Genomic DNA, 25,753 nt, shown 5'->3' on the forward strand with positions numbered 1-25,753 from the left:
CTTCAGCAGGCCATGCAAACCAGCCCCTACACCTACAGCGACATCACAAAGGCTTCGCCCAAGCCGCCAGACAAGGTGTAAATTACTGGATATGCATCCAGTGTTTTGGCTTTTGTGGAGCTAACTGGATACCCTTATATAAATACAGTTATTCAGTGCCATCTGCGCACCCATCCAATGCACTTCAGGAGCCCCCACCATGCTTGACCACATGACTTTCCGCGTGACCGACATCGGCCGTGCCAAGGCGTTCTACAGCGCTGCCCTCGCACCGCTGGGCTACAGCGTGGCTTACGAGGGCCATCATGGCGCGAACATCCTGGGGTTTGCGTACCCTGACGCAACGGAACCCGATGGCAAGAAGGCCGACGTGTGGTTCATTGACGGCCCCTCCCCCCATGGTGGCCCGCCTGCAACCACCGGCTGCCACCTGGCATGGAAGGCCGCCACCCGCGCACAAGTCGACGCCTTCTACCTTGCCGCCATCCAGGCTGGAGGTCAGGACAACGGCGCCCCGGGCCTGCGCCCCGACTACCACCCACACTACTACGGCGCCTTCGTCATCGACCCGGAAGGCAACAACATCGAAGCGGTGTGCCACCTGCCTGAGTGACACCAACATGCCCGACATCTCTCCCTTGCAGGCGCAGGACAAGGCTGCCTGGCTCACACTCGCCAAGGCTTACCTCGCCTTCTACGAGACCAGCCGCCCAGAAAGCGACTTCGAGCAACTCTGGCTGCGCCTACAGGCTGGGGATGGGTTGCATGCCCTCGGTGCCCGCCTGGACGGACAGCTCGTTGGCATCGTGCACCACCTCTATCACCCCAGTTGCTGGAGCGAAGACGTCTGCTACCTGCAGGACCTGTTCGTCAGCCCGGCACACAGAGGCCAGGGCCTTGGCCGCGCCTTGATTGAGGCTGTGGCCGAACAGGCACGGCTCAAAGGTTCGCCTCGGCTGTACTGGCTCACCCAGGCCAGCAATCACACCGCCCGAAAGCTCTACGACCAGGTGGCAGCTCACACTGGCTTCATCCGATACGAACTGCCCTTGGGTTGAGGTCGGACGTCACCTGTGGGTTTTGTGCTGCAATGTCAAGCTGCTTGTCGCCAGACACGACAGGCCTGAATGGGGAGTCGATTCATGAAGCGGTACACAGGCAACTGCCTTTGCGCGGGCGTGAGGTTCAGCATCCTGGGGGAGATCGGCCCGATACAGGTTTGCCATTGCACCCAGTGCCGCAAGGCACAGGGCACGGCCATGGCCACCAACGTGCCGGTTCGCATTGACGACTTCACCCTGGAGCAAGGCGGCGAACTGCTGACGTCATTCGAGTCCAGCCCCGGCAAGCAACGGGTGTTCTGCAGGCGGTGCGGCTCGCCCCTCTACAGCCAGCGTGACACCTTGCCGGGCGTCTTGCGGATCCGACTGGGCCTCATCAACGAAGACATCGATGCGCCGCTGCAGGCGCACTTCTACGCCGCGTCCAAAGCCAATTGGTGGCCACTGGCTGACGATGCACTGCCACGTTTCGAAGCCGGCGCAGACTCCTGCGAATGGCGGGGCTGACGATGCCCCCGACCACCTTTGTCATCGCGCCATGGACTCGCGAACGAGGCTGCAACGCCGTTCACCTGTACGCAGGCTCCTGCGTCATGCAGCGCACTGGCTCTACCTCAACAATGGCTTTGTGATGAGCAGCCACCACCTGGCGTTGACGCTCTGATCAGGGCAGCCGCCTTCACACACGATCTCGACGATGTACTGCCCCACCCCATTCGAAGAGCAACGCCCCGAGGTGCTGCGGCAGCTCATTGGCGCGCACCCGTTGGCCACGCTGATTCGCCAATGCCCCGAAGGGCTCGTGGCAGACCACATTCCGTTGCTGCATGTGCCCACAGATCACGAAGGTGGCCAAGGGCAACTGATCGGCCATGTCGCGCGGGCCAACCCGCTTTGGCAGGTGTCGCCTGACGAAGAGCTCCTGCTGGTGTTTCAGGGACCACAGGTTTACATCTCTCCCAACTGGTACGCCACCAAAGCAGACGGCGGCAAGGTCGTGCCGACCTGGAACTACGCCGTGGTGCACGTGCACGCCACGCTTTCTGCCGTGCAAGAACCTGAGGCCTTGCTGCAGATCCTGACGCAGCTGACGAACCGCCACGAGGCCGATCAACCTCACCCTTGGCAGGTTGGCGATGCCCCGCCTGAGTTCACGAACAAACTGCTGGCCCACATCGTGGGCGTGCGTTTGGACATCAGGCGCATGCAAGGCAAATGGAAGGTGAGCCAGAACCAACCCGAGGTCAACCGTGCCAGCGTCGTGTCGGAGCTGACCGAGCAAGGCAGCGAAACCGCCGCGACCATGGCTGAAATGGTGCTGCGGCGGTGAACGCTCACACGCCGAACCGCACTCCTCTCAGATTCAGGGTTGCGGCGCCAGTGATCGGCCTGCTGCACCCGCCCCTGGCATCAAGCTCACGCATCAGGGAATCAACGGAAACATTAACTGTACGAAAGAGTACAAGATAACCAGGAATCCATTCACTCAGGAGCAGTGCCCATGAAAACCACCGCTATTTTCCTGCCCGCACTGCTGCTGATGTTCTGGACGCTGACCGTGCTGCTGCTGGTGCCCATCCGACGCGTGAAGGCGGTCATGCAAAAGCGCATCACGCCCAAGGATTTCAGCCATGGCGAATCAGCCAGGGTGCCGCCCGATGTGGCCTTGCCCAACCGCGTCTTCATGAACCTCCTGGAGGTTCCGGTGCTGTTCTATGTGGTCGCGTTCATGGCCCACCTGACCGGTCTGGTCAACGAGATCACGGTGGGCCTGGCGTGGGCCTATGTGGCGCTTCGCTTCGTTCACAGCGGCATCTACTTCACGTACAACCATGTCGGACACCGCGCATTGGTGTTCGGGACCAGCAATGTACTGGTGAGCGTGATGATCTGCTACGTGGCGTATCACCTGCTTTGATGCAACAAAAAAGGCCCCGAAGGGCCTCATGCGTCACTCCCCACTCGATCATTTCCGGCACCTTGAGAGCCGCATGAACACTAGGTTTTTGAAGTTCCAAGATTTCTTTCTACCGTCATTTTTACCGACGCTGGAAGGTGGTGATTGCAACGATGGTTGCCGGTCAAACGACAGCCATAACGCGGTTTCTAGTGTACACGGCGAGCCTGAAAACTGTGGGGGACAGGAACACCCCTCGGGTTGCAGCTTCCAGCACGTCGGGCATGAGAACCTAGCGGTTGGGGTGCCGCCTTGAGCCGCGCCAGTCTACAGAAAGAGTCAACATGCCCAGATGATCCTCGGCCACCCACTGCTCGGCGTGCGCATCTGGCAAAGTAGACGCAGTTCATTGGGCGGTGGTCACACGGACTCGCTTTGCAAGCCGCCTCAGGCTTGGGCATAAGGGGACGTTTGCAGGACCTATTTGCGCGACGACCCAATCAAAGTGTGGTTCCCATACCTGCATCCGCGCTAGGCGTAGCGCATCAAGAACTGTTTTAGACAGCCGCTCTTTGCCCAGCACCAGCCCTACAGGCGCATACGCGAGGATGTCGACCGTCGTTGCAATTGTCAGAGAACCGAAACTCTCACCAGCCACTCGCCTGGCCTTTTTTTCGTCGATTGCCGCGACCAGTCCATTGCGGTGAGCGAACGCCAGAGTGGCGGCCTCTCCGTCCCCAAGCGAGTCGGACGTTGAGCCCGACACAATAGAGATGAAGCTTTCGAGCGCTTCATTGTCCAACTCCACGACATCCAGTTTCCCGCTGTCGATGAGCTCAACGAGCTTCGCCGACTCCCCGTGACCATTCTCTGCACCCCCTTTGATTTCGCCGATCACGGTTTCGGTGACACAGGTGAGGCCCGGTAATGCCTGCAAAATCGCTTCTGCATGGCCGGTGGCCAGCAAGTTGATGATGATGCTGGAGTCGAGAACGAGAGTGGGCGATTGCTCAGTTAGGCAGCTTGAAAAGGTCATCTACCTCATCCTCTTGAGCCTCATCGAGTAGTTCTCGCACCATCTCACGGCTTAGCTTGAGCAAGTCCGACATCTGCCCCTCACTGAGCAGATCCCTCTTCCAAGCCTCGATGGCCAAGAGGTACAACCGCGACGATTGCTGTGGTTGGACAGCTGGGAACTCATTGCCATCCTCCCCTAGCACTTGGCGGACTTGCTCGTCGGTGATCCCGCCGTTGTCTTGGAACCAATCCCACGTTCCCTTTTTCGTTAGTCCAAGTTCTTCCAGCCTCATGACCATGGCCTGGCGCGACACGCTGAAGAAATTGGCCAGCAAGATGATGTGCCGACGCGTCAGGTGCGACGACCCAATCGTCACCTCCTTGAACTTCTCCATGACCGTTCTCGTTGGAGTCATAAATGCCCGCGCAAACGCATTGGCATATCGCTCCTCTCGCGAATTGTCGTACATCTCGTCCTGATAAATCTCAGGTCTGCGGCGAGTGGCAATAAAGTGCCCCAACTCATGGCTCCCTGTCTGATTGCGCCTATCTCGGCGGTGGGTCGAGTTGATGAGCATGCAGGCACCCACAGCATCGTCATAGGCGAACAACCCAGACACCTTGCCGTCAAGCTTGCGCGTGTACACCCTGATGCCTAATTGCAACTCCAAGATGACGTATAGGTCACGGATAGGTCCATCCCCCAACCCGAGCCAGTTACGCAGGTTGAGTGCATCCTGTTCGGCCTGTTGGCGCACATCTCCGGCCAGGATGCTCTTTTCGGCGGGATAGTTGTAGGTCTTTTGAACACCAAGAATGTTCTCAAGCTCGACCTCCGCCTTGACCAAGTCGTTGAGCAACCTTGCTGCCGTATCTATACATGGTTCGCCAGTTTCAGCGAGTGTGCGAAACCGAGGTACGAGGTCCACATGGACAGACTCACGACGCAGGATTGAATTGACGGACACGCCGTAGGACCTGCACAGGTCCTGCAGCTCCATGAGCTTGGCAGCGCGGTGCCCCTTCTCGATGGCCACCAACGTGGTTCTTGAAAGTCCGGCAGCCTTCGCAGCCACGTCTTGCGTCAGGTTAGCGGTCTCCCGCGCGCTTCTAAGTCGCTCGCCGAGCTCAAATTGGCTCAGTTCATAGTTCTCTTTAGTCATGATGCACTACTACGTATCCACTGCCTCACGAAAGACCTCGGTCCAAGGTCCTTCGTGAAGGCTGACCATTCCTTGGCGTGTTGCCGCAGGAGCCGGTCAAGCTTTTGCGACACGCTGACGGGGCTCTCCCCGAGGGACTCAGCCAGTTCAAAATTGCTTAGTCGTCTGGTCAGTTGGTAGTCAGACCTACTTTGAAGCCCTGCTAAGTGCTCGAAGTGGAGAACCCCGGCAACTGAGTACTGGCGCAAGGCGTTGGTAAAAAGGTCAAAGTCCTTGGACGCCCCCGCTTCCCAGGTCTTGGTGCTTAAGGACTCCCATACGTAGACATCCGTTGCCTCTTTCAGACCTGCCGCATGGACGCTCAGGCGCCGCAGTATGCATGCAGCGCAGATCCCGCATTGCCGCCTTGTTCCATTAAATCCAATTTGGCGCGAGGTTTGCCAACAAGAACGGGTCTTGTTCCACTTGGAGCCGCCTTCGCAGTTTTCGACGAACTCCCTCAAGGTCTCGCCTTTGGTCATCCACAGGCGCGGGAACTTGTACTTGAAACGGTAGCCCAGCAAGGCATACACGAAGCGCTCCATCCTGGCAGTGAAGGCCGGATGATTTCGATAGTCTTCGTAGCCATGTCCCACGGGCAGCAGGACAGGAGCAAGCGCGCCTTGCCCGCTCTCAGGAATGATGGCCACAGGCACGTCAATCAGGTACCCAGCCATTGCAGAAATCAGGCTGAACTTGAATCCTCTACTGCGCGCGCTGCTCTCACCATCCTTCTTCGCGATTTTCACTTTGTAGGGAACCGCATGAAAGGGCATCTCTTTTCGTTCTTGCCTTGAGATGTCGCGCTCGCTGGTGCCGATGCGCACACGCACTACCCGCCCGTTGAGCTTCTTGCCTTCGAGCGCCGCCACTGCTTGCGAATCCATGCCGTCGCTGTACGCCATGACGGCCTCCGCGTTCATCGGAAACTTCATCGTCTCCTGCGCTGGAGGAGGCACCGGGACCTTCCGCGTACGAAATACGATTTGCCAGTCGTCGCCAGTCAGCAGGTTCAATGCCTCCGTCAGCGCCCCGTGAGCGGCCTTGTCCGTCCACTTGTGAACATCGTGCACAGGCACATGGAGAATGAACTTACGGCCCCAGTTCATGGAACTGCGCACCAGGGTGCGGTCGCAGAACTCCACGGCGGCAGCGACCAGAAAAGCGTCATAGATGACTGGATCCCATCGATGGGTCGAGAAAGACTCTAGCGCCTCCGTTTCGAACCTGATGTCCCTGCCAATTCGACAAGGAACGGCGCCTCGCTTGCAAGCACTATCTTCTTCGAAGACATCGACGGTCATCTCTTTGGGCTCATAGATGGTCACAGTCGCACCCCTTCGTCCAGTCCGGTGCTTCTGGTCGTTGGCCGGATCCTGGTGGTACGTGCTTCGACAAGGATGTTACCCAGCGAACCAATCGACAACGAGTCGATAGCCTCTTGAAAGCGACGAACTACCTTGTTAGCCCTGAACTCGCTCGTCTTTTCGAGGTAGTGCTCGTGAAAGGCCCTCAAGTTGGCTTGACCGCGCATCTTCGCGGCCACGCCAATTGCAATGTTGAAGCTCTCGGGCTCTAACTTGCCCTCGCTGACTAGCATCTGGCTGCACTTGACAGCGTTTTGCCCAAAGACCGACCCAGCAGCGAGAGAACGAGCGAGGTTCAACTGGTACATCGCAATTTCTGGAGAGCCCAGAGAATTGCCCTCGCAATCGAAGACACGCTTGATGGCCTTAAGCAAGGCACCAGACACCTCATTGAAGTCGCTTACGAGTGCGCTGGTGGCTGCATGAGTGACCTCCGCTTGTGCGTATGCAGCGTTGTCGCAAAGCTTAGCCAACTGTCGCCATGGCTTCCTAAGGCCAAGGCTTCTGTGCGGTCCGTCACTCATTGGATGCCCTCCATTTGTCAAAGTTTATGTTTTTTTTCTAGACTTTGTCAAATGATTCGTTTGACTGAATACAAACCCGGGCTACCAGGGCATAGTCAGGGACACCTTTTGCAGGCGGTGCCCATCGATACATGAACTCGACCTCCCTTTGCTCGGGGCTAGCCTGCACTGCAGGCTATCGAGTTTTATTGGAAAGCCACATGGGCACCTCATCGGCCACTTGCAAACGACGAGATGCGCCTAAGCTAAGGGGCTGACGGGAGGGGTTCCCGGGCCATACGTGCTGAGGGAGGCGATGACATGTCAAGTGCAGGTTCTGTTGTAGACGGCAAATACAAGGTTACGGGGCTGTGTAGTTCTGCTGGAGGCATGGGCACGGTCCTGTTCGTCAGTCCACTCGCCTTGCCTGACACGCGGCTCGTTCTCAAATATTGCAACCACACCGACGACGACACGAAGAATCGATTTCGACGTGAAGTCCGGGTTATGCAGAGCTTCAACGGAAGCCCCTACGTTGCCCCAGTCCTGGATGCGAACCTAGAACACTCGCCGCCCTACTTTGTCATGCCGTTCTTCGAACATGGTGATCTGATGAATCAGGCTGCGCACCTTCGACAAGACCTGGCGGTGGCGGAGCAATACCTAAATAGGACGATCGACTGCATCGAGCAACTACACAGCAAGAACGTCTACCATCGAGACATCAAGCCCCAGAATTTCCTCGTAGGGAACGGCACCTTGGTGGTGTCCGATCTGGGCTTGTGCGTACAACCGAACTCGGCTACTGCGTTCACCCGCACATCCGTATATGGCGGCACACCCGGATACATGCCACCGGAGTTCTTCGCGGGAGGATTCCGCCATGCAGATGCCTCAGATGACATCTACATGTTAGGCAAGACGTTTTTTGTACTGCTCAGCGGCTTAGACACACCAGACTTGACGCCGGGGCTCCTTCCGCCCCCGCTTTTTGTGGTCATTGAGCGCGCCTGCGCCCCGGACAAAGCACGCCGCTACCCATCGCTTTCCGCCTTGCGCCAAAGTCTAACTCTGGCCTTTAGCGTAATCCTTGGGCGAGCCAATGGCTCCGGCGGAGTGTTGGGAACACAGCAGGCAATCATCGATCGATGGCAGTCCACGAACCAAACTGACTTACTTGAACTGGGGCAGTTCATTGACGAGTTGGCCATGCTCTCACCCAGCGAACGCCACCGGGTATGCATAGACATGCCCTCCGACTTGTTCTATGCGATTGCCGAAGCGCCGTTACCCCCTGGACGGTTGGCAAGCTTCATTCAGGGCTATCTTGAAATGTCGCAGCACGCAGAGTACGGTTGGAGCTTTGCCGAAACAGTCGCCGACAACATGTCCATCTTGTTTCACTCTCAGCATGTCTTTGAGTCAGACAAGGCAGACGCGCTGAAAGCCGCAATCATCGCCGCCGATCGGCAGAATCGCTTCGCTGCCATGGACACCTGCAAGGCCATGATTGCTTCGGTCCAGGACAGCGGTCTTGCTCACCGAGTGTATGAACTCATGTTGGAGCATCCCAGCTACTTCATGGAAAAAATGGACCCCTTGACTTGCCGATCCCCTGCTGTGCGGCAAGCCATCGCGATCCTCAAGGCCAATGCCGAAGCGGTCCAGCAGCAATCAACGATGGGCAACCCCTTCCCCTCGTAAAACATTTTTGATCGGCATAAAGCGATCAGATCAGCGGCAACACGACTAGATCCGTCTATTGATCGCTTGCTAAGCGTCCATATCCGTTGATAGGTTCGACGAGGTATGTGGCTACCTTCAGCAGCGGATCAGCAAGACAAGTCTGGCCAAGCTGAACACCAGCAAAGGCAGACCTTCATTTTCAAGCTACGCCGACCACCTCAGGAAGAACGCCTGACGCGCTGCGTGCCACCCATCGGAGAAACCTCTTCGACAGCTTTCTGATCAGTCCGCGATGGACGGCCCGAACAAATCGTTGGTGATCTGTTCCCCGCGACCTACCTCCTCCCCTTGCTGATCACCGCCTGAGCGAGACGCCACGATGGAAACGATGTGCCCGCTCTGAATGAGCAAGCCATCGTATGCAAGCACCCTCAGTCGATTGATCCTCTTGGTGCCCTTGGGGAACTGGATCAGATCGTCGTACAGCCTGGGGTGATCGGCACGCGCCAATTCAAACACCAGCCGTATCGGTTCCCCACTGACCTTGGCGTTGGCATTCATGGCTTGCTCCCCGACGGCGTCGCACCTTGATCAGCCCGTGGCGCGGCCATCACCGTTCGCGCATAGTTCTGCCCTGCCAGTTGAAAGCCCCGCACATTGGCAAACATGGGTTCCTTGACCTCATGGATCTTGTGATTCGGGAACGCAGCCTTCACCGCCTTCTTGAACAGGAAGGCACCGCCGCCAACCAGGATGATGTTCTGCAAGCTATGTGGCGATTCAATGTACTGCTTCATCGCCGACACAGCCTGCTGCGCCACCGCCTCAGCCATGGGCATGAACCTGGTGATGTCGTAGGACTTCTGAAAAATCACAGGCTGCTTGCCCGTTCGCAAGGCCAGATCGATGGCGTCGAGGTCGCGATAGGGGCTGCCGATGTCCTTGCTGATTTCGGCCGCGATCAGGCGCAGCACATCCGACATGCCACGGTTGAACGAATGGCTTTGCTTTTGCACCTGCCTCATGCCCCTGGCCACCAACCAGTCGAAGGTTCGTGAGCCTGGGTCGATGATCAAGCTCTGCTCATTGCCGATGGTGGCCATCTTCTTGTGCACCGATGCGTAATGAGCCAACGCCCCTTGAGGCTGCGCCACAGCGAGTGCCTTGACGACAGTCACCGTCTTGCCACCCCCAACTTCATGCGTTCCCGTCATCGCTTTCTCCAGCGCCGCCTTCTTGAGGTGCAACAAGGCCACGGGCAGGCCCACCACCAGGAGGTCGATGCGACTTTGCTTCATCAGATGCAAGGCGCCTCGGAGCAAGGCCATGTACTCGGGCGTGTCGGTGTACTCGTCGTGCAATTGGGTTGCACGCACGGAATCGGCCACCAGGTGGACATCGGGCCCGACCTCGTAGAACAAGTGTCCAATGGGGATGGACACGGTTTTGCGCCGCTCGGATGCCGACCAGGCCTGAGTCTCGCTGGCGCTCGGGTAGGCAATGGAAGGAAAGCTGGCGCAGCGGATCTCGGTGCCCTCCGTGCCAACGACGTATTTGGTGTTGCCTGATCCGACATCCACCGCTCTGACGATCAAATCCATGATGAGCCTCCAAGGCGTGGGTTCATGAGCGATCAGCATCAGCAAGCTGACACGATCCCGCCACGGCAAACCCCGACTCAGAACACATGATTTCGGCATCGGTGCAGATTCACTGTCAGCCTGCATGCGCCGCAATGACATTAGCCTGTTGCCAAACCCTCGCGCTCTTGGTTCTGGGGTCGCGTGTGTCACCACGTTCTCATTCGAATGACACTCGTCAACCCCTGTCGCCACGCCCGAGGCAGGCGCCATCGAGGTCCACCTCAGCCCATCGAGAACCTGTGTTGGGAACCAGAGGCAGGATTTTTTGATGTCAAGCCCACGGGCTGTCTGGCGCCCAAGCCATATCAGTAAATAAGCACGGCTCAAGGGCATGTTGCGCGTACCAAGTTCGCCACGCACAAGGCCCCGGCAATGGGGACCATTGCGGTTGCGGGCCTTGACCGAAAGCTTCCCGGCGAGTCCACTACAGATTCCCGAGAGCCGTCCTGGCTCTGCTCCTGATGGAGCAAAAGGCGTCGCAGTCGTTACCTGCCCTCCAAGCTCTGGTCCTTGAACCGGAATTCGCCATCGCCCCTGAGGTGATGGCCATGAGGTCTTCTTCGCAGTGCATGCACCGATGGCCCTGCCAACTCCCTGAGTTGGGCGTTCCAGAAACGCGCCACGGTCTTCGAGCACGCAGTCGGCACCCGATGCCGAACCGCTGTTCCCGCCATCCCTTGAGCACGCGCCTCGGCGCACCGCACGGTTGTGTTTGCCTCTTTAGGCTCCCCGTGCGACCTCGCTCATGAACTCGGCACCGCCCTGGACTTTCGGTCAGGGGTGGACCCATGCGAGTGGATGGCGCTCCGAATCCAGAACTGATCCACCACAGACGCGAGAGGCCAGACCTCCGCGCCGATGCCGTCCAAGCCCCAGAGGCAAGTCGGCATCACCAACCCCACGGCTGCAGAAATGCACGACTGGGACGGATCACCCGTTTCGTTTTTAAGAAAGACCGTGTTGGACGGTGTCGATGCATCCAAGCATCCGCACCGACCGACAAACCTTTGGGTAGGCGCCGTACCTGTCGTGGTCGCGTGCGGCGCTGAATGCTTGACCACGAGCCGATGGGGCGACGGAATCCGCGCCACCGGCGATCTCCATGGGATTCCACCTTCACTCACGACCAACCCGCTGTTCGGGCAGCGGGCCCTTGACCATGGGCACACATCATGTCTGACTCATCCACCCCTCGATCCACCACGCCCAGATCATCACGGCGCCGGGTCCAGGAAGCATCCAGCCCTGGGCGATCAAGCCAGCACCAACCCGCACGTCGTCAAAGCTGGGCGGGCAAGTCGCCCCAGGACATCATGGCCCACTACCCCACGGGTAAGACGCCACCGCTCAAGGTGCTGGAAGTGTTGATCGAACTGTTCAACGCCCTGCACACCTCGATGGCCAAAACCGTCTCACACAAGACAAGGCAGGAGCGCGCCCAGTTCCTGCGCCGCTTCTTTCGGGACTTGAAGGCGAAGGCCGGGTTCAAGACGGTGCCTGACCCGCGCAACCTGGGGCAAAAGCACATCCGGGCCATGGTGCAGGTCTGGCAGCAGGAGCACCTGGCCCCGGCGACGATCCAGACCTACCTGAGCTTTCTGCGAGGCCTGGCCATGTGGATGGGCAAGCATGGCTTCGTGCGATCACCGGACCACTACGGCCTGAGCGTTGACGAATACCAGCGCCATGAGTACGCCAGCCGGGACAAAGGTTGGTCGGCAAATGGGGTGGACATCGACGCCGTGATCACCCAGGTCTGTGACCACGACCGCTTTGTGGGGGCCTCGTTGCGGCTGATCCGCACCATGGGACTGCGGCGCAAGGAATCGGTGCTGTTTCGGCCATTTGAGAGCGTCGTGCCCTTCGAGTCCACGGGCCTGCCGCCCGAGGACAAGTCGGCAGATCGGTACGCGAGGATCAAGGGCAAGGGAGGCCGGGTGCGCCACATCCCTCTGGACAGCCCGGAGCGCCTTGCCGCCGTGGCATTCGCGCAGGGCGTGGTCAGCAGCCAGGATGCGCACATGGGCAACCCTACCCATGACCTGCGCAAGAACCTCAGGCACTTTGACTACGTGTTGACCAAGTTCGGCATCACCGTGCGCGAACGAGGGGTGACCGCACATGGCCTCCGCCATGAGGTGCTGATCTCTCACTATGAGGCCCTGGCCGGGACCGCGCCCCCTGTTCGCGGCAACGGTGTTGTGGCGCCCGATGTGGATCGCGCGGCAAGACAGGCTGTGGCCCTCCTCGCTGGCCATGCCAGGCCACGTGCCGCATGCGCATACCTTGGCGCGGTTCAAGCACAACCTTCGTCAGGATCACGCGATGGGGATGACAAGCACGAGGCAACGTCAAAAGCAGTGTCATGACGAACGCCGACGGCGCAGAACCATGTCTGCGCCGTCGGCGTTGGGCAAGCTATGCATGTCCTTGACTCAGACTGCTGACTCCGCAAGTTCATTGACCTCAGACTGAGCGTCGTCCAGGCTGGCAGCCCCGCCTTCGTCTGCTGCCGCTTCCGAGGCGGAGGGGCCCCTCAGGCATGGCGGCAACCAACCGGAGCCCGCCAAGGCCAACTCAGCGGCCACCACGGCGGCATCCTTCTTCATACCTGCCAGCGGCGCTGCCGCGTTGATGTCCACCGCCTCGGTGACAACGTCCACCACGCGGCTCTTGGACACATGGTTCAGGTAGGAAGGGCCATTGGCTGTCCACCAGCGGCGCATGTCCAGACCCAAAGCCTGTGCCAGCGTGTCAGTGCGTTGGGTGGGTGACTCCACGCCCTGAATGCCAGTGACTGAACAGGCCACCACCACGGTCAGCAGTTGGAGCACTGTGGCTTGGTCTTGCGCCAGCAACCAAGGGAACACGGCATCCAAATCTTGCGGCAACTTCTGCGCCCAGGCACTGCGCTCAGCCTCCATGCGCAGCCATGCCGGGCTGGCCTCGATGTCATCGGCAGCGGACTGCAGCGCAGACTGGCTGTCCGCGACCGAAATATCCAGCACCTGTGGGTGCTGGTGGTAGCGGTAGTCGCGGCTGAGGAACAGTTTCTGAGCCAACTGGGCCGTGAGCGCCACCAAGGCCACATCAGGCCGTGCAATCAACTCGGCCTGCACGGCGGCGACACGATGTGCCGTCAGGCGGCGCATCAGCTTGTCGGAGTGAACCGGGCGAATCTTGGCCGGTGGGCCGGACAGCATGTCCCCTTGTGCACCGCCCTCGCCTGCCTGCCCTGCGCCTTGGGGCAGGACATGGGCCACGGCACTGCGGTCCTCCGGTCGAATCAGGCCGCATTTCACCGCTGCGGCTCCGTTGTGTCCCACGTGGACCACGCACCCGGCCTGCTCCATCAGATCAGCAGGCCACACACTCAGTTCGTCTTCGATGACCTTGATCCGCAGTTGCAAGGCTGCTTGCTCGCCTTCAAGCTCCTGGTATGCCGCGCCGTCATCCTGGTCGGCGTCATCGCCGTCCATGTCTTCCAGCACATCCAGGCGTTGTTGCACAGCCTGCATCGCAGCTTCCAATTCCGCCAGCGCGGTGGCCTCTTGCTCTGTGGGTTCGCGCCGGACTTTGCGCAACTCGGTGTGGCCGGTGTACTCGTCACGGTCATAGCGCACCCGCACATCCACCCATTTCCAGCCTTCGGCACGCACCTGCTTGGCCTTCTTGTTGAGTTTCTCCACGGCCAGACGTTCCAGCAACGGCGCGTCCAGCAGGTAAGCCTTCTTGTCATCGTCGCTGAACAGGTCACGGCGTGTGGCCCCACCTGCCTTCTCGTATGCCTTGAGCGTCACGTACTTGGCCACCGGGTCACGGTCGGACTCGATGTCGCCCTGCGTCAGCAACTGGCGCAGGTAGTCGGGGCGGCGGTTCCATTGGGGCAAGCCAGCCCAGGCCTGCTCCTGCTTCTCGTGGTCATCGACCGACGCCAGCACCATCAGGCATTCCAGGCTGATGTCATCCGCCCGGAACTCGTCCATCAGCTTGGGCGACACGCTTGCCAGCTTCATGCGGCGCTTGACCACCAGGGGCGTGACACCAAAGGCCGCAGCCACCGTCTCGACAGACTTGCCTTCGCCCAACAGGCGCGAGAAGGCCAGGTACTCGTCGGCGGCGTGCATGGGCACATGGAAGATGTTCTCGGACAGGCTGGCCATCAGCGCCTTGTCGGCGGGCACGATGAGGATGGGCACAGGGTAGTTGTCGGGGATGTCGCCGTTGCTCGTCAGCAAGTTCAGCGACTCCAGGCGACGGCCACCGGCGCACACTTCAAACAGGCCGCGTGGGCCCTTGATGACGATCAGGTTCTGCAACACGCCGCAATCCAGGATGGACGCGGCCAACTCGGCGATGCTCATCTTGCTGGTGCTGCCGCCTGGACGCACCTGATGGTCTGCCGACAGCACCAGCTTGTTCAAGGGCGCGGTGGTACGGGGGGATGCCGCGATCACGGCATCGATCTCTGCCTTGGTGAATTTCATGAGGGGCTCCTGCACGGTTAAGGGACATGCCTTGTGCGTGTCCATGCATTCAGAATCTCATCCCCGCCCCTGAAATCAAGGCAGCTGTGATGCCCCTGCATGGACCAAATCCAAACAGGACCCCCACACCGTCAACCGTACCGCTAGCTTGGACATGTTGCCCTTGTGCTTTATCTGTCCAGTGAACTCAAAGCCTGAACAACTTCTTGATCTCGTTCTCAGCAGTCACTGGCATGTCATCCTTCTCGAACTGCCTGACATTGGCCACGACGTTCCTTGCCCGCGTGATCTCATTGTTCACCCATTGCGAATAGGATGTGCTGGTACTCAGGTTCTCGATAACTGCAAGAAAGTAGTCCTTCTGATTCGTCAGAAACCAAAAGTTCAGACCGCAGACCCACTTCTCCATCTCGAAGCTTGGAAACGGGAACCCTGCTGTCGCATTCCAGTACTTGAAGAGGCGAATGGTCGGTTTGATCAGTGACTTGTTGTCCTTGTTCTTCGCCTCAAGAGTCGCGTTGAAGTCGTTTGGGTTCGTGGTCATCCAGCCCCCCGATCCATTGGGTATCTGAAGCTCACCCAGCCAGGTTTTTGTCGCTGGCACCAGGTCGAACTTGATGTGGTTCAGTTCAAGAACGATGGTTGGACTTGACTGATAGATTTCCGATGAAACATATCGCTTTTCAACGAAGGATTTCAACCTATTCAGATACGTCTGTGGCGTGGCGCTGCTGTCGCTGAAGACGACCATGTAGTCAATGTCGGACTGTTCATCCATCGAGCGGGCCAGGATGGTGCCCCGTGTTGACGACCCAAAGCGGAAATGCTGTGCAATCGCGCTGCTATCAAAGTGCAACGCCATCCGAGACTGAAGGGTCTTGATTGAGGTCGAGATTGACGACTGCTCTGTTGATGAAAGTACGGCTCTACTCGCCGTGTCCGTAAGAAAGCTCAATACCGACATTCATTCAACCCCTTTTGTCTGCTTTGTGCTCAGCCTCACCCTCTTCGATCCCCTTGCGTGCGGAGACAAAGGCTCTGCGTGGGATGCTGGGGCTCTTTAGGTTCAACTCGTTCCTTCTGTCTGAGAGAGACTTCAATCGATCAGGTAGATCGTCAAGGCGCCATGCTTCAAGGAGCTCAATCTCACGGAAAAACCTAGCCTCGTTGCGTAGTGCCAGAAACTGGCCCGCTGCTGAGCGATGCAACGCAGCTCGCTCATTGGGCTTGAGAAAGGTCATAAGTCCAGTGAGCAAAGATGCAGAAAGCGTGAAGGCGGTTGCCAACTCTGGCTGACTCTTGATCAGCGTTGCTCCGGCAATTGCACCGAGCACAGTAGCTGGGACACCCAACCAGTAGTTGCGACGCACCCATGTGTCTTCAGCGTTGAAATGCCCCTTGCTGGAGTAGGTGGCATCCTCCTCAAGTCGCTCAGCCTCTCTTTGTAATGCTGCCAGCTTGGCTTGGATGATTGCGTCGGTCCCACTCATGGCGCGGCCTTCCTTTCAGTATTTCTCACGCTGATGCACCTGCTGGCGGTGGCGCCTTTGGCCGCACTGTCCCTGGGTGGTAAGTCGAGTCGAAGACCATATCGGTCAGCCAGCGCTTGAAGCTTTGGTTGTCGCTGAACTGCTTGAAGAGCTCGGTATGGTCGGAGATCAGCTCCAGCACCACGCGATTCAACGCCTTGTCGTGCTCCAGCTTCGCGTTTTGCTTGTCAGAGTTGGCTTGCGCGTTTTGGTAGGCCTTGTCCTGCGCCACACGGGCCGGAATTTCCTCGGTGATGACCTTGCGAATCTTGTCGCCGTCCTTCCATTCGATGTTGCCGAACATATCGTTGAAGGCTCTGATGATGTTCGATAGCTTGTCGATTTCCGGCGTACCGCCACCACCACCACCGCCGGGCGGCGGCGGTTCGATGAAGGCGTCGGCATCGTCCATTGACATCTTCAATGACGCCTGCGCTTCTACCCGATAGCTGTCCATGTCAATGGCTTCGAGCACGCCCTTGGAGAGGTCTTCCTCCTTCGGGGCCGGTAGCTTTGGAATCAGGAAGTTCAGGAAGATCGAAAGCTTCTCCCACACAGGGTGGCCGTAGGTCAGGATCGCAGCAAGAAAGCCGTAGCTGCGCACGAAAGCCTTGGCCTTGCCCTTGAACTCGACTTGACCATCTTCGTCCAGGTTGTCGATGTACTCGGCCACACAGGTATCGAGAATGGGGTCGAGCTTGTCGCGGTCTGCTCCGGTGACATAGAGCGCAACCAAATCGTCAACCTGCTGCCAGCTGTACACCTGCTTGGCATCGAGGTCGTTCTTCAAATCATGCAGCTTGTTGGGGTCGGTTTCGCCGACCTGCACCGTGGCGCGGTAATAGTCCTGGAATGCAGCCTTTACCGCCTCGGCGTTGTCGGCAAAGTCCAGCACGAACGTGTCTCGCTTCTGCGGGTGGGCTCGGTTCAACCGCGACAGCGTTTGCACCGCCAGCACGCCTGCCAGCGGCTTGTCCACGTACATCGTGTGCAGCTGCGGCTCGTCGAAGCCGGTGACGAACTTGTTGGCGACGATCAGGAACCGATACGGGTCTTGCTTGAGCTTGGACGGAATGTCCTTGCTCGGGAATTCGTTGAGATCGGCTTCGGTTTTCTTCACCCCGCCAATTTCAAAGTCGCCCGAGTACGCCACGATGGCCTTGAATGGGCTCTTGATTGAGGCGAGGTAATCCGACACCTCACGGTAGTAGTCGATGGCCCGTGCGATGCCGTTGCAAACGATCATCGCCCGAGCCTTGCCACCGATCTTTTGCTTCCCCGCCACCTGCGCTATGAAGTGGTCGACCATGATCTCGGCCTTCTTGCGGATGGCCTTATCGTGGGATTCGACGTAGTGACGAATCTTCTTCAGCGCCTTCACCTTGTCAAAGTCGGGATCGTCCTCGACTGTCTTGGCGACGTGATAGAAGCTGTCCACCGACGTGTAGTTCGCAATCACGTCGAGGATGAAACCCTCTTGAATGGCCTGCTTGGTGGTGTAGGTCAGTTCTTCCGGCGAGCGGTAGCGCGCCTCACCGCCCTCGATGAACCGCTCCCCGAACAACTCCAGCGTCCGGTTCTTCGGCGTGGCCGTGAACGCGAAGTAGCTGGCGTTCGACAGCATCTTGCGCGACTCGATCAGTTTGTTGACGGCGTCCTCAACGGATTCCTCGTCGGCCTCGTCGTCACCAGGAGCGCCTGACAGGGCCATGTGCATCTTGGCCGTCGTCTTGCCGCCTTGGCTGGAATGCGCTTCGTCGATCAGCAGCGCGAACTTCTTGCCACCAAGGTCGCCCAGTTCATCAAGGATGAACGGGAACTTCTGCACCGTCGTCACGATGATCTTCTTGCCCTTGCGCAGGAAGGTTCGCAGCTCGGCGGCATCCTCGGAGTGGCCGAAGATCGACGCAACGTGGTCGTAGCTTTTGATGGTGCGGGCGATCTGGGTATCCAGCGCACGTCGGTCGGTGATGACAATCACCGAGTCGAACTGAGCCAACATCGAATCGGCGGCGGTCTTGAGTTCAACCAACTGGTGGGCAAGCCACGCAATGGTATTGCTCTTGCCGCTGCCTGCCGAATGCTGGATGAGATACCGCTCGCCAACCCCATCCTCGCGGGAGCGGCGCAGCAAGGCACGGACGGTACGAAGTTGGTGAAACCGCGGGAACACTTGCTTGCGTCGCTTCTTGCCCTTTTCGTCTTCCTCTTCCACCACCTGAGTGAAGTTCTCGATGATGTTCGCCAGCGAGTCCTTGATCAGCACCTGCTTCCACAAATAGTCGGTTTTCAGGCCATGCGGGTTGGGCGGGTTGCCCGCGCCACTGTTCCAGCCCTGGTTGAACGGCAAGAACCACGAGGTCTTGCCGGTGAGATGCGGGCAGAACCGCACCTCGGCGTCGTCCACCGCCATGTGCGCCACGCAGCGCCCCAACTGGAACAGCAGCTCGCTCGGGTTACGGTCGATCTGGTACTGGGTGATGGCGTCAACGACAGTCTGCTTGGTCAGCGAGTTCTTCAACTCGAAGGTCATCACCGGCAGGCCATTGATGAAGGTGGCGACGTCCAGCGAGCGCTGCGACTCGTCATTGCTGTAGCGCAACTGGCGGGTGACACTGAAGATGTTCTTGCCGAAGTTCTCGGCAGCACTGGCGTTGCCCGGCGTTGGCAGCAACTTGTACAGATCAACGTGAACAGGCCCATGGCCTACGCCCTTGCGCAGCACGTCGACCACGCCCCGCTTGGCGATCTCGCCCTGGATGCGGTGCAAGAACTGGGTGCGCTTGATTCCTTCGATTGCCAGTTCCAGTGTTTCGACCGCCTTGGGCTGGGTGGCCTGCAGAAACGCCAGCAACTGCACCACGTCCACCGCCACGTCACGGTTGTAGTCGCTGGGGTTGCCTTGCACGTAGCCGCCGCTGGTGCAGAGGTCGCGCACGATCAAAGCCTCTAGGCCTTTTTCGCTGGTGTCAGTTGTCGCCATTGTCTTCCTCCCCATCCGTATCCAATTCTTCGTCGTCGCCGAGCACTGCTAAGTCTTCGTCGGCCACCGCGTCGTCCGGACTCGGCACCCACCCGCGCACGTCCACAAGGCCAGTAACGACATCGGCAATCAGTCGGTCGCGATACTCGAGGATCAGCTTGATTTCTTCCTCAGCGCGCTCGATAGCGTCGGTGAAAATGCGGCATTCGGTTTCGATCCAAGTGCAGATCGATGACTGCTCCGATAGGGGCGGCAGAAAAACAGGGAGCGCCTTTACCTTGGCAGCATTCAAGTTCGCTTGAGTGCTCGTGCTCGCCAAGTTGCGCACATGCCTTTCCAATATTCTGAGCCAATGATGCAAGAAGGTCGGCTGCAGCTTCTGCTTCTTGGGCTCCAGCCCGAGAATCGCCTGATTTATCGCGGCATCAATTCCTAGTACCGCTGTTTTTCCAATGCTTGCATACATCGTATAAAGAACAGTTCCGGCGGGCAGGAGTGCGAGTTTTTTTGATTCCAAGCCTTCTTGTGTCAGGCGCTTCTTTGAATTGGTAACCAAATCGGCTTTGGTGACATCCGCAATCATTAGCCAAGGAACACCATCACCTCCATCTGCCCAGAAACCATCAACACCCGTTTCAGGTGTGCCGCCGGAATAAATGCGGGCGACACAGTATTTCAAGCGAGACACGTCCCAATGATCAGGCACTTCCCCCAACCAATCGATGCCGGAAGGCTTCAGTACTACAGATGCGTCGAGGCCGCGCGTCACGGCGTGGTCGATGATGCGCAGCTTCTGCTCGGTGAGCAGGCCAATCAGTTCTCGCTTGACCTTGATGAACCTAGAGAAGTGAACGTCCTGCGCCCGAAGATAGGCAACAATTTGATCTTGCTCGGGGCGCGGAGGGACAGGAATTGGAATTTGCCCAAACTGATCAAAATATAACCGGAGGCGCATATCCATTATGCCCCTCGATCTTATTTTGAATTGTTGGAGATATTTTTTTGTCCTGAATAGAAAATGATAATAATCAGCGTTACATGACTTGATTGGTCTCAAAATATCATAGGCTGGACTGGTAACTCCTTCATAGTGGGAAGCACCAATAGCTCCCATCCATGCGAGAAGCTTGTTTGAAATTATGTCCCCTTTTTTTACGATCCAGTATCCATCGGTAGTAGATGCTTTGTTGCCGCGTTGTTCAAGGCTTTTTCTCGGTCTGACGCCAATATGGGTATAAACAGATAGCAATTCCATCTGATTATTTGCTGGAGCTTTTTCAATTACCAAGCGGAACACTTGCTTGGTACGCAAGATAGCCCACGACTTAGGTAAATATTCAAACCATTTCAAATCAGTTGGCTTGTAATCCGGATATGGGCGAAACATTATTTCTCCACCCCCACAATCTTGTGCAGCAAGCCTTCCGTCTGCTCCTCCAGCTTGAGGATGTCAGCACGAATCTGATCTAGCGTGCGCAGCGGGGTCGGCTTGTAGAAGTAGCGCGCGAACGAGATCTCGTAGCCAATCTTGGTGGAATCCATCGCAATCCAGGCATCAGGCGCGTGGGGTAGCACCTCGCGCACGAAAAAGGTTTCGATGCCGCCGGACTCCTTGAGCGGCACTTGCTCGGTGTCGCGCAAGTCGCTATCGGCCTCGTACTCGACCATGAAGCGATCCTTGCCCACGGTTTCCAGGTACGCGCCGTCGTAGCCAGGTTCGAAATGTTCACCCGTCTTAAGCTTGCTGCGTTTTGCAATGACCGGCGGGGCCGACTCATCGCGCCAACTGACCGCCTTGTAGATGGCCTTTTTCTCGGACGCCCCCAGCTTCTTGCTGTGCGCCTTCATCGTGGCATCGAAGCGCGTGCGGAACTCGTTGTGATCGTCAAACACATCTTCGCCAAGTTCCTGCTGCGCCAGCTTGGCCAACTCCACCAGCGTCTTGTCACGCAGCCACGTTACGGGGTCGAGCAGTTTCTTGCGCCGTTTCTCTGGCACGATCTTTTTGGTGGCTTTGGCGTCTTCGTCATCCGACTCCTCGTCGGCATCTTCGTCGCCATCGTCACCCTTCAGCCACGCTTCGATTTCGGGCTTGAGCTTGGCGAATTCCGTGTACAGCTTGTCGCTGTATTTGGTGTAAATCTCGCTGCGCAGGGCCTCGTCGCCTGTGGCAAAGCGCAGGCTTTCGATGGCGTTGCGTTTGAGCTGACTCTTGAGGCGTAGCGGGCGTTCGACCGTGATCTTCCAGTAGCCGAAGTCGGCGTTGTCGAACCACTTGCTTTCGGGTACTGCCTTTGCGGCTTCTGCATTGGCGGGTGGCTGTGCGAGGTAATGCTTAAGGATACGTTCAATGTCCGCGTCCGCCAGCTCGCAGTTCTTTTTGCCCAGGTTGCGCCGCATCGGTAGGAACCACTGCGAGGCGTCGATCAACTGCACGCGGCCAGCGCGGTGTGCAGGCTTCTTGTTGGCCAGCACCCAGATATAGGTGGCGATACCGGTGTTGTAGAAAATGTTGAGTGGCAGGGCGATGATGGCTTCGAGCCAGTCGTTCTCCAGCACCCAGCGGCGCACATTGCTTTCGCCCTGGCCCGCGTCGCCAGTGAACAAGGCTGAGCCGTTATGTACCAGAGCAATGCGGCTGCCCAGCGGCGTGTTGTGCTTCATCTTTTGCAGCTTGTTCACCAGGAACATCAGCTGCCCGTCGCTGGAACGGGTGATGAGCTTGAATTCAGAGTCGCCGTCGTGATTGACGATGAAGCGCGAATCGCTGAACTCCTTCTTGCCGCCCATCCGGTCAAGGTCGGTCTTCCAACTCTTGCCGTAAGGCGGGTTTGAGATCATGAAATCGAACTCGCGTGACCGGAACTGATCGGCCGACAATGTCGACTTGTCCGCGCCGCCGACTATGTTCTCGGCCTCGTCACCTTCGCCCTTGAGCAGCAGGTCGGCCTTGCAGATGGCGTAGGTCTCGGGGTTGATCTCCTGCCCGAACAGGTGGATCGACACTTCCTTGTCGTGGCTGGCGGCCAGTTCGTGCAGCGCATCTTCGGCAACGGTCAGCATGCCTCCCGTGCCGCAACTACCGTCGTAAAGCAGGTAAGTGCCGGACTGGATTTGGTCGGCAACCGGCAGGAACAGCAATTTGGCCATCAGCTTGACCACGTCGCGGGGGGTGAAGTGTTCGCCAGCCTCTTCGTTGTTTTCCTCATTGAAACGGCGGATCAGCTCCTCGAACACAGTGCCCATGCCGTGGTTGTCGAGCGCGGGCAGCTTGATCCGGCCATCCGCATCCTTGACTGGCAGCGGAGAGAGATTGACCTCGGGATCGAGGAAGTCATTGATCAGGTGACCGAGGATGTCAGCCTCGACCATCGTTTGGATCTGGTCGCGAAACTTGAATTTCGCCAGGATGTCCTGAACATTCGGCGAGAAGCCGTCCAGGTAATCAACGAAGTTATCGCGTAGGCGCTGCCCTTTCCCACTGGCAGTGAGCGTGGCGAGAGTGAACTCCGAGGTGTTGTAGAACGCCTGCCCGGCTGCCATACGCAGTGCACCGTCCTGCTCGGCCACGTTGTGCGTGTCCAGGAACTTCTTGCGCTCCAGCACCGCCAGATTGGTCGACTCCAGTACGGCGTCGAGCCGCCGCAGCACCGTAAAGGGAAGAATCACGTCGCGGTACTTGCCGCGCACGTAGACATCGCGCAGGCGGTCGTCAGCGATATTCCAGATGAAGTCAGCAACCCACTTCAGGTTGCTTTGGTCTTGCTGTTTTACGGGTTTCATCAAGCCTGCCCTTGTGCAGCTGTAGTTGTGTCAGGCGCTTTGCTGACTGATTCGGTTGGCGGCACCTCAAGCTCCCAGTGCTTTTCAAGAACGCCGACGAGGCGCTTCTGCCGGTCGTCCAGCATCTCTGGCGTCCACTCGCTCTCTGATCTGACTTCCTGCGTCAGGATGAATGGCGACGCTGTGCCTTTGCCCTTGAAGTACACATTTTTTTTGGTGGCGAAGTCGTAGTTGCTGGCGGCCGGGTTCTTGCGAACGTGCAGCGGAACCAGATTGGCCAGTCGGTGAGTCCACGTGTCACGTTCGTCCTCATCGGGGAACCACTTGAGCCAATCGGAGGCTGCAGGCGGCGTCTGCGGCAGTACGTGCTCTAGCGACAGATGGTCGAACGCCTGCTTCTTGCTGCCGTCGCTGACAAGGGCTTCTAGGCGCAGCATCAACGCCATGCGCGCCTTGGGCAACCGGCGGTAGATGTCGCCATCAAGCGCGGCGAGAAAGTCGCGCTTCTGTTTATCGGTGAGCGCGAGCGTTTTCAATGCGGCCAAATCGCCGTCGAAAGCCTCCGGTTCGATCTCCTTGGTGAGGTCGGCGTAGGTCTCGATGCGCTCGTTGATCCCCACCTTGGTGACGAGCATGAAGTAGGTCAGTCGTTCGAGAGCCTTGAAAAACTCGGCCAGCATCTTGGGCTGCTGGCGAAAGCGCTTGAAGTAGACGAGTGCGGGGGGCACCCAGTCTTTGAAGTCGACGCGGTTCAACCACGACAGGTCGTCGTTGATAGTCTCGGCCAGCTCGGTGGCTTCGAAGTCGGCATCGCGCACAAAGTCCCAGACTTCGGCGTAGGGCTTGATGACCTTGTCGACCAATTCAATTGGCGTCTTGTACTCGGTTACGTGATCCTGGAACTCCTTGACCAGCGTCGCACGCTGCTTCTGCTTGGCGTAGATCGTGCGGATATGGACGAACAAGTCACCGAAGGCATCTCTGCCGAGCCTGCTCTCGATGCGGCTCCACTCTTTGGCGTAGACGCGGCTCTTGGCGTCACCGGCAATGGTGCGGATGGAGCCGAGCACGGCCGCTTTGATGATGTCGATGGGTGCGAGGTCGAGGCCTCGGTTGTTCAGCACCGAGAAGATACGATACGCCGCCTCGAGGTCAGGCGTGGAGATCACAACCAGCGAGCAGTCGTTGGCCAGAAACTTCCAAAGAGCGTCGCGTTCAGCCGTGGACAAGGCCGTGGCCTTGTCCAGCAGCAGGTTGGCGTTCTCACGGAAGCGCAGTCGGCTGTCTTCCAGCTTGTCCGTGCTGGCGACCAAGCGGGCAATGCCCCCAGGCTCCTGAATAAAGGTGCGGAAGAAGTCAGCGTCTTCCTCGCGGGCGATCAGGCGGTACTCGTTAGTCTCGCCCAGACTGACCTTGCCTTTCTTGTAGAGGAAGTCCGTTATGTCGTCGGCTGCGTCAGGCATCACCGCGCGCAGCACTGCGAACAGCATCGTCAGCGTGCTCAGGCGCTGCTGCCCATCGACCACCGATGACTTCGGTTCCCTGTCGTTCTTGATGAGAACGATGCTACCCAAAAAATACTGGCTGGTTGTGCCGGAGGTGCGCGCATCCTGCATCGCCGACACGAGGTCATTGAACAGTTCCTCGGCTTGCTCGGTCGTCCAGGCGTAGGGGCGCTGGTAGTCCGGAATTTCGAACTGGTAGCTGCCTTCGAAAATCTCCCGGATCAGCTTGTCATGCGCTTCAAGTGTTTTGGCCATTGCGTGCTGTCTGCCTTGTCATTTCTAAGTGTGCCTTGGTGGAAAGGTATGCCAGAACGAAGTCGAGATAGGTGATCTGCTGTAAGCAGGCGTGAAAGTGACCGTTCACCAGAATTCTCAAACTCAAGTGTGCTGCAAGCCCTTATCAGCTTGAGTATGCCAGTCGATTTATGGCTATTTTGGTGCCTGCACACCCCGGAAATGTCCGCCATTGAATCAAGGCATTCCGAGGCTGCCGCGACGCGACATAACAAGCAGCAGGTCCAGCCCAGCATAGCCCAACAACTTCCACCCATTGACCCGGCGAGCCGAACACCAAGGGACACTGTAGTTGAGTCAAGATCCATCGCCAAACGGTGGTTGAAATCATCGATTTGCGGTGGCGTTGGTTCTGACACCTGTCGGCCTCTGGGGGTTTGCATTCAATTTAGGCATACTGCAACGGCTACCTGTGGACATCGCGTTCACGCAGCCTTCAACGGAGATTTCGGTCTCCCTGAAGTCCAGCCATGCTGGCGTCGCAGTCGTGACCTGCCTTGTAGAAGCTGAACCGCGGTTCAGATAGGCCATGTCAATGGCCTTGTGCCTCGTTCAGCCCTCGTGCTGAACACCGTGACATCGGCGCACCTCACCGTGCCGCCACCGAGCCGCTTCACCCGCCAAGGTTGAAGCATCCCAAGTTGGGGAACCACCATGTTCCCCACCGGGACGAAGCGTTCCCCTTCACACCCTGAAGGAGAACGTCATGAACGCATGCCCTCATGCGATAAGAGAAACGCGCGCCATCTGCGTTCTGTTGGGGGGCTCCGGGCTTGCCCGCGAGTCCGTGGTTCGT

20 protein-coding genes are annotated in these 25,753 nt (G+C 58.3%); 7 read left to right on the forward strand and 13 right to left on the reverse strand.

The annotated features are described in order from the left end of the window. The first annotated feature begins 199 nt into the window (after positions 1 to 199). From ABG80_RS07585 to ABG80_RS07605, 5 genes are all read left to right on the forward strand, one after another. Positions 200 to 613 carry a VOC family protein gene (locus tag ABG80_RS07585; RefSeq protein WP_058087131.1) on the forward strand — a complete coding sequence of 138 codons (414 nt, stop codon included), beginning with the start codon at positions 200 to 202 and terminating at the stop codon, positions 611 to 613. 7 nt (positions 614 to 620) lie between these two features. Continuing rightward, positions 621 to 1,058, forward strand: a complete 438-nt coding sequence (locus tag ABG80_RS07590) for a GNAT family N-acetyltransferase (RefSeq protein WP_058087132.1) — start codon at positions 621 to 623, stop codon at positions 1,056 to 1,058. 84 nt (positions 1,059 to 1,142) lie between these two features. After that, entirely contained in the window at positions 1,143 to 1,568 is a 426-nt protein-coding gene (locus ABG80_RS07595) for a GFA family protein (RefSeq protein ID WP_058087133.1), read from the forward strand. A gap of 190 nt (positions 1,569 to 1,758) precedes the next feature. Beyond that, positions 1,759 to 2,391: an FMN-binding negative transcriptional regulator gene (locus tag ABG80_RS07600; RefSeq protein WP_058087134.1), complete on the forward strand. Its 633-nt coding sequence runs from the start codon at positions 1,759 to 1,761 to the stop codon at positions 2,389 to 2,391. A gap of 171 nt (positions 2,392 to 2,562) precedes the next feature. Further along, complete coding sequence (locus ABG80_RS07605; protein WP_058087135.1) at positions 2,563 to 2,979, forward strand: MAPEG family protein; 417 nt, start codon at positions 2,563 to 2,565, stop codon at positions 2,977 to 2,979. Positions 2,980 to 3,364: 385 nt separating this feature from the next. Here ABG80_RS07605 and ABG80_RS07610 read toward each other — a convergent pair whose 3' ends face one another. Genes ABG80_RS07610 through ABG80_RS07625 form a run of 4 tightly spaced genes read right to left on the reverse strand, consistent with a single transcriptional unit; the run spans position 3,365 to position 7,068 of the window. Further along, positions 3,365 to 3,994: a PIN domain-containing protein gene (locus ABG80_RS07610; RefSeq protein WP_058087136.1), complete on the reverse strand. Its 630-nt coding sequence runs from the start codon at positions 3,992 to 3,994 to the stop codon at positions 3,365 to 3,367. Beyond that, entirely contained in the window at positions 3,969 to 5,138 is a 1,170-nt protein-coding gene (locus ABG80_RS07615) for an XRE family transcriptional regulator (RefSeq protein WP_058087137.1), read from the reverse strand. The genes ABG80_RS07610 and ABG80_RS07615 overlap by 26 nt, the downstream gene beginning before the upstream one ends. Beyond that, complete coding sequence (locus tag ABG80_RS07620) at positions 5,135 to 6,481, reverse strand: 7-cyano-7-deazaguanine synthase (protein WP_058087160.1); 1,347 nt, start codon at positions 6,479 to 6,481, stop codon at positions 5,135 to 5,137. Before ABG80_RS07620 ends, ABG80_RS07615 begins: the two co-directional genes overlap by 4 nt. A gap of 20 nt (positions 6,482 to 6,501) precedes the next feature. Beyond that, positions 6,502 to 7,068, reverse strand: a complete 567-nt coding sequence (locus tag ABG80_RS07625; protein ID WP_058087138.1) for a hypothetical protein — start codon at positions 7,066 to 7,068, stop codon at positions 6,502 to 6,504. A gap of 300 nt (positions 7,069 to 7,368) precedes the next feature. Between ABG80_RS07625 and ABG80_RS07630 the strand changes: the two genes are divergently transcribed. After that, positions 7,369 to 8,751, forward strand: a complete 1,383-nt coding sequence (locus ABG80_RS07630; protein WP_083505914.1) for a serine/threonine-protein kinase — start codon at positions 7,369 to 7,371, stop codon at positions 8,749 to 8,751. Positions 8,752 to 9,015: 264 nt separating this feature from the next. On the opposite strand, the gene ABG80_RS07635 is transcribed toward ABG80_RS07630, so the two are convergent. Together ABG80_RS07635 and ABG80_RS07640 are read right to left on the reverse strand one after the other, a co-directional pair. Beyond that, positions 9,016 to 9,294, reverse strand: a complete 279-nt coding sequence (locus ABG80_RS07635) for a hypothetical protein (protein WP_058087140.1) — start codon at positions 9,292 to 9,294, stop codon at positions 9,016 to 9,018. Then, on the reverse strand, positions 9,291 to 10,334 hold the full coding sequence (locus ABG80_RS07640) for a PRTRC system protein D (protein WP_058087161.1): 1,044 nt from the start codon (positions 10,332 to 10,334) through the stop codon (positions 9,291 to 9,293). Before ABG80_RS07640 ends, ABG80_RS07635 begins: the two co-directional genes overlap by 4 nt. Positions 10,335 to 11,689: 1,355 nt before the next feature. Here ABG80_RS07640 and ABG80_RS07645 point away from each other — a divergent pair. Further along, a complete protein-coding gene (locus ABG80_RS07645; protein ID WP_235513780.1) occupies positions 11,690 to 12,745 on the forward strand; it encodes a phage integrase N-terminal domain-containing protein in 1,056 nt (351 codons plus the stop codon). Positions 12,746 to 12,811: 66 nt separating this feature from the next. Here the strand turns inward: ABG80_RS07645 and ABG80_RS07650 are convergent, their stop codons facing one another. The 7 genes from ABG80_RS07650 to ABG80_RS07680 form a co-directional block, all read right to left on the reverse strand. Continuing rightward, complete coding sequence (locus tag ABG80_RS07650) at positions 12,812 to 14,863, reverse strand: ParB/RepB/Spo0J family partition protein (protein ID WP_083505919.1); 2,052 nt, start codon at positions 14,861 to 14,863, stop codon at positions 12,812 to 12,814. A gap of 187 nt (positions 14,864 to 15,050) precedes the next feature. Continuing rightward, complete coding sequence (locus ABG80_RS07655) at positions 15,051 to 15,827, reverse strand: SMODS domain-containing nucleotidyltransferase (protein ID WP_058087143.1); 777 nt, start codon at positions 15,825 to 15,827, stop codon at positions 15,051 to 15,053. A gap of 4 nt (positions 15,828 to 15,831) precedes the next feature. After that, positions 15,832 to 16,353: an SLATT domain-containing protein gene (locus ABG80_RS07660; protein WP_058087144.1), complete on the reverse strand. Its 522-nt coding sequence runs from the start codon at positions 16,351 to 16,353 to the stop codon at positions 15,832 to 15,834. 25 nt (positions 16,354 to 16,378) lie between these two features. Next, positions 16,379 to 19,375: a type I restriction endonuclease subunit R gene (locus tag ABG80_RS07665; protein WP_058087145.1), complete on the reverse strand. Its 2,997-nt coding sequence runs from the start codon at positions 19,373 to 19,375 to the stop codon at positions 16,379 to 16,381. Continuing rightward, the gene (locus ABG80_RS07670; protein WP_058087146.1) at positions 19,362 to 20,762 is read right to left on the reverse strand and encodes a restriction endonuclease subunit S; all 1,401 of its coding nucleotides are present in this window, start codon (positions 20,760 to 20,762) and stop codon (positions 19,362 to 19,364) included. Before ABG80_RS07670 ends, ABG80_RS07665 begins: the two co-directional genes overlap by 14 nt. Then, positions 20,762 to 23,158, reverse strand: a complete 2,397-nt coding sequence (locus tag ABG80_RS07675; RefSeq protein ID WP_058087147.1) for a type I restriction-modification system subunit M — start codon at positions 23,156 to 23,158, stop codon at positions 20,762 to 20,764. The genes ABG80_RS07670 and ABG80_RS07675 overlap by 1 nt, the downstream gene beginning before the upstream one ends. Further along, complete coding sequence (locus ABG80_RS07680) at positions 23,158 to 24,918, reverse strand: DUF262 domain-containing protein (RefSeq protein ID WP_058087148.1); 1,761 nt, start codon at positions 24,916 to 24,918, stop codon at positions 23,158 to 23,160. The genes ABG80_RS07675 and ABG80_RS07680 overlap by 1 nt, the downstream gene beginning before the upstream one ends. Positions 24,919 to 25,753: the final 835 nt, after the last annotated feature.

The organism is Aquabacterium parvum (assembly GCF_001447195.1).
Taxonomy (GTDB): Bacteria; Pseudomonadota; Gammaproteobacteria; order Burkholderiales; family Burkholderiaceae_C; genus Aquabacterium; species Aquabacterium parvum.

What these genes read in the sequence shown, in the direction of transcription:
- ABG80_RS07585 (WP_058087131.1), top strand. Translation starts at nt 200, where the DNA reads ATGCTTGACCACATGACTTTCCGCGTGACCGACATCGGCCGTGCCAAG.
- ABG80_RS07590 (WP_058087132.1), top strand. Translation starts at nt 621, where the DNA reads ATGCCCGACATCTCTCCCTTGCAGGCGCAGGACAAGGCTGCCTGGCTC.
- ABG80_RS07595 (WP_058087133.1), top strand. Translation starts at nt 1,143, where the DNA reads ATGAAGCGGTACACAGGCAACTGCCTTTGCGCGGGCGTGAGGTTCAGC.
- ABG80_RS07600 (WP_058087134.1), top strand. Translation starts at nt 1,759, where the DNA reads ATGTACTGCCCCACCCCATTCGAAGAGCAACGCCCCGAGGTGCTGCGG.
- ABG80_RS07605 (WP_058087135.1), top strand. Translation starts at nt 2,563, where the DNA reads ATGAAAACCACCGCTATTTTCCTGCCCGCACTGCTGCTGATGTTCTGG.
- ABG80_RS07610 (WP_058087136.1), bottom strand. Translation starts at nt 3,994, where the DNA reads ATGACCTTTTCAAGCTGCCTAACTGAGCAATCGCCCACTCTCGTTCTC.
- ABG80_RS07615 (WP_058087137.1), bottom strand. Translation starts at nt 5,138, where the DNA reads ATGACTAAAGAGAACTATGAACTGAGCCAATTTGAGCTCGGCGAGCGA.
- ABG80_RS07620 (WP_058087160.1), bottom strand. Translation starts at nt 6,481, where the DNA reads ATGACCGTCGATGTCTTCGAAGAAGATAGTGCTTGCAAGCGAGGCGCC.
- ABG80_RS07625 (WP_058087138.1), bottom strand. Translation starts at nt 7,068, where the DNA reads ATGAGTGACGGACCGCACAGAAGCCTTGGCCTTAGGAAGCCATGGCGA.
- ABG80_RS07630 (WP_083505914.1), top strand. Translation starts at nt 7,369, where the DNA reads ATGTCAAGTGCAGGTTCTGTTGTAGACGGCAAATACAAGGTTACGGGG.
- ABG80_RS07635 (WP_058087140.1), bottom strand. Translation starts at nt 9,294, where the DNA reads ATGAATGCCAACGCCAAGGTCAGTGGGGAACCGATACGGCTGGTGTTT.
- ABG80_RS07640 (WP_058087161.1), bottom strand. Translation starts at nt 10,334, where the DNA reads ATGGATTTGATCGTCAGAGCGGTGGATGTCGGATCAGGCAACACCAAA.
- ABG80_RS07645 (WP_235513780.1), top strand. Translation starts at nt 11,690, where the DNA reads ATGGCCCACTACCCCACGGGTAAGACGCCACCGCTCAAGGTGCTGGAA.
- ABG80_RS07650 (WP_083505919.1), bottom strand. Translation starts at nt 14,863, where the DNA reads ATGAAATTCACCAAGGCAGAGATCGATGCCGTGATCGCGGCATCCCCC.
- ABG80_RS07655 (WP_058087143.1), bottom strand. Translation starts at nt 15,827, where the DNA reads ATGTCGGTATTGAGCTTTCTTACGGACACGGCGAGTAGAGCCGTACTT.
- ABG80_RS07660 (WP_058087144.1), bottom strand. Translation starts at nt 16,353, where the DNA reads ATGAGTGGGACCGACGCAATCATCCAAGCCAAGCTGGCAGCATTACAA.
- ABG80_RS07665 (WP_058087145.1), bottom strand. Translation starts at nt 19,375, where the DNA reads ATGGCGACAACTGACACCAGCGAAAAAGGCCTAGAGGCTTTGATCGTG.
- ABG80_RS07670 (WP_058087146.1), bottom strand. Translation starts at nt 20,762, where the DNA reads ATGTTTCGCCCATATCCGGATTACAAGCCAACTGATTTGAAATGGTTT.
- ABG80_RS07675 (WP_058087147.1), bottom strand. Translation starts at nt 23,158, where the DNA reads ATGAAACCCGTAAAACAGCAAGACCAAAGCAACCTGAAGTGGGTTGCT.
- ABG80_RS07680 (WP_058087148.1), bottom strand. Translation starts at nt 24,918, where the DNA reads ATGGCCAAAACACTTGAAGCGCATGACAAGCTGATCCGGGAGATTTTC.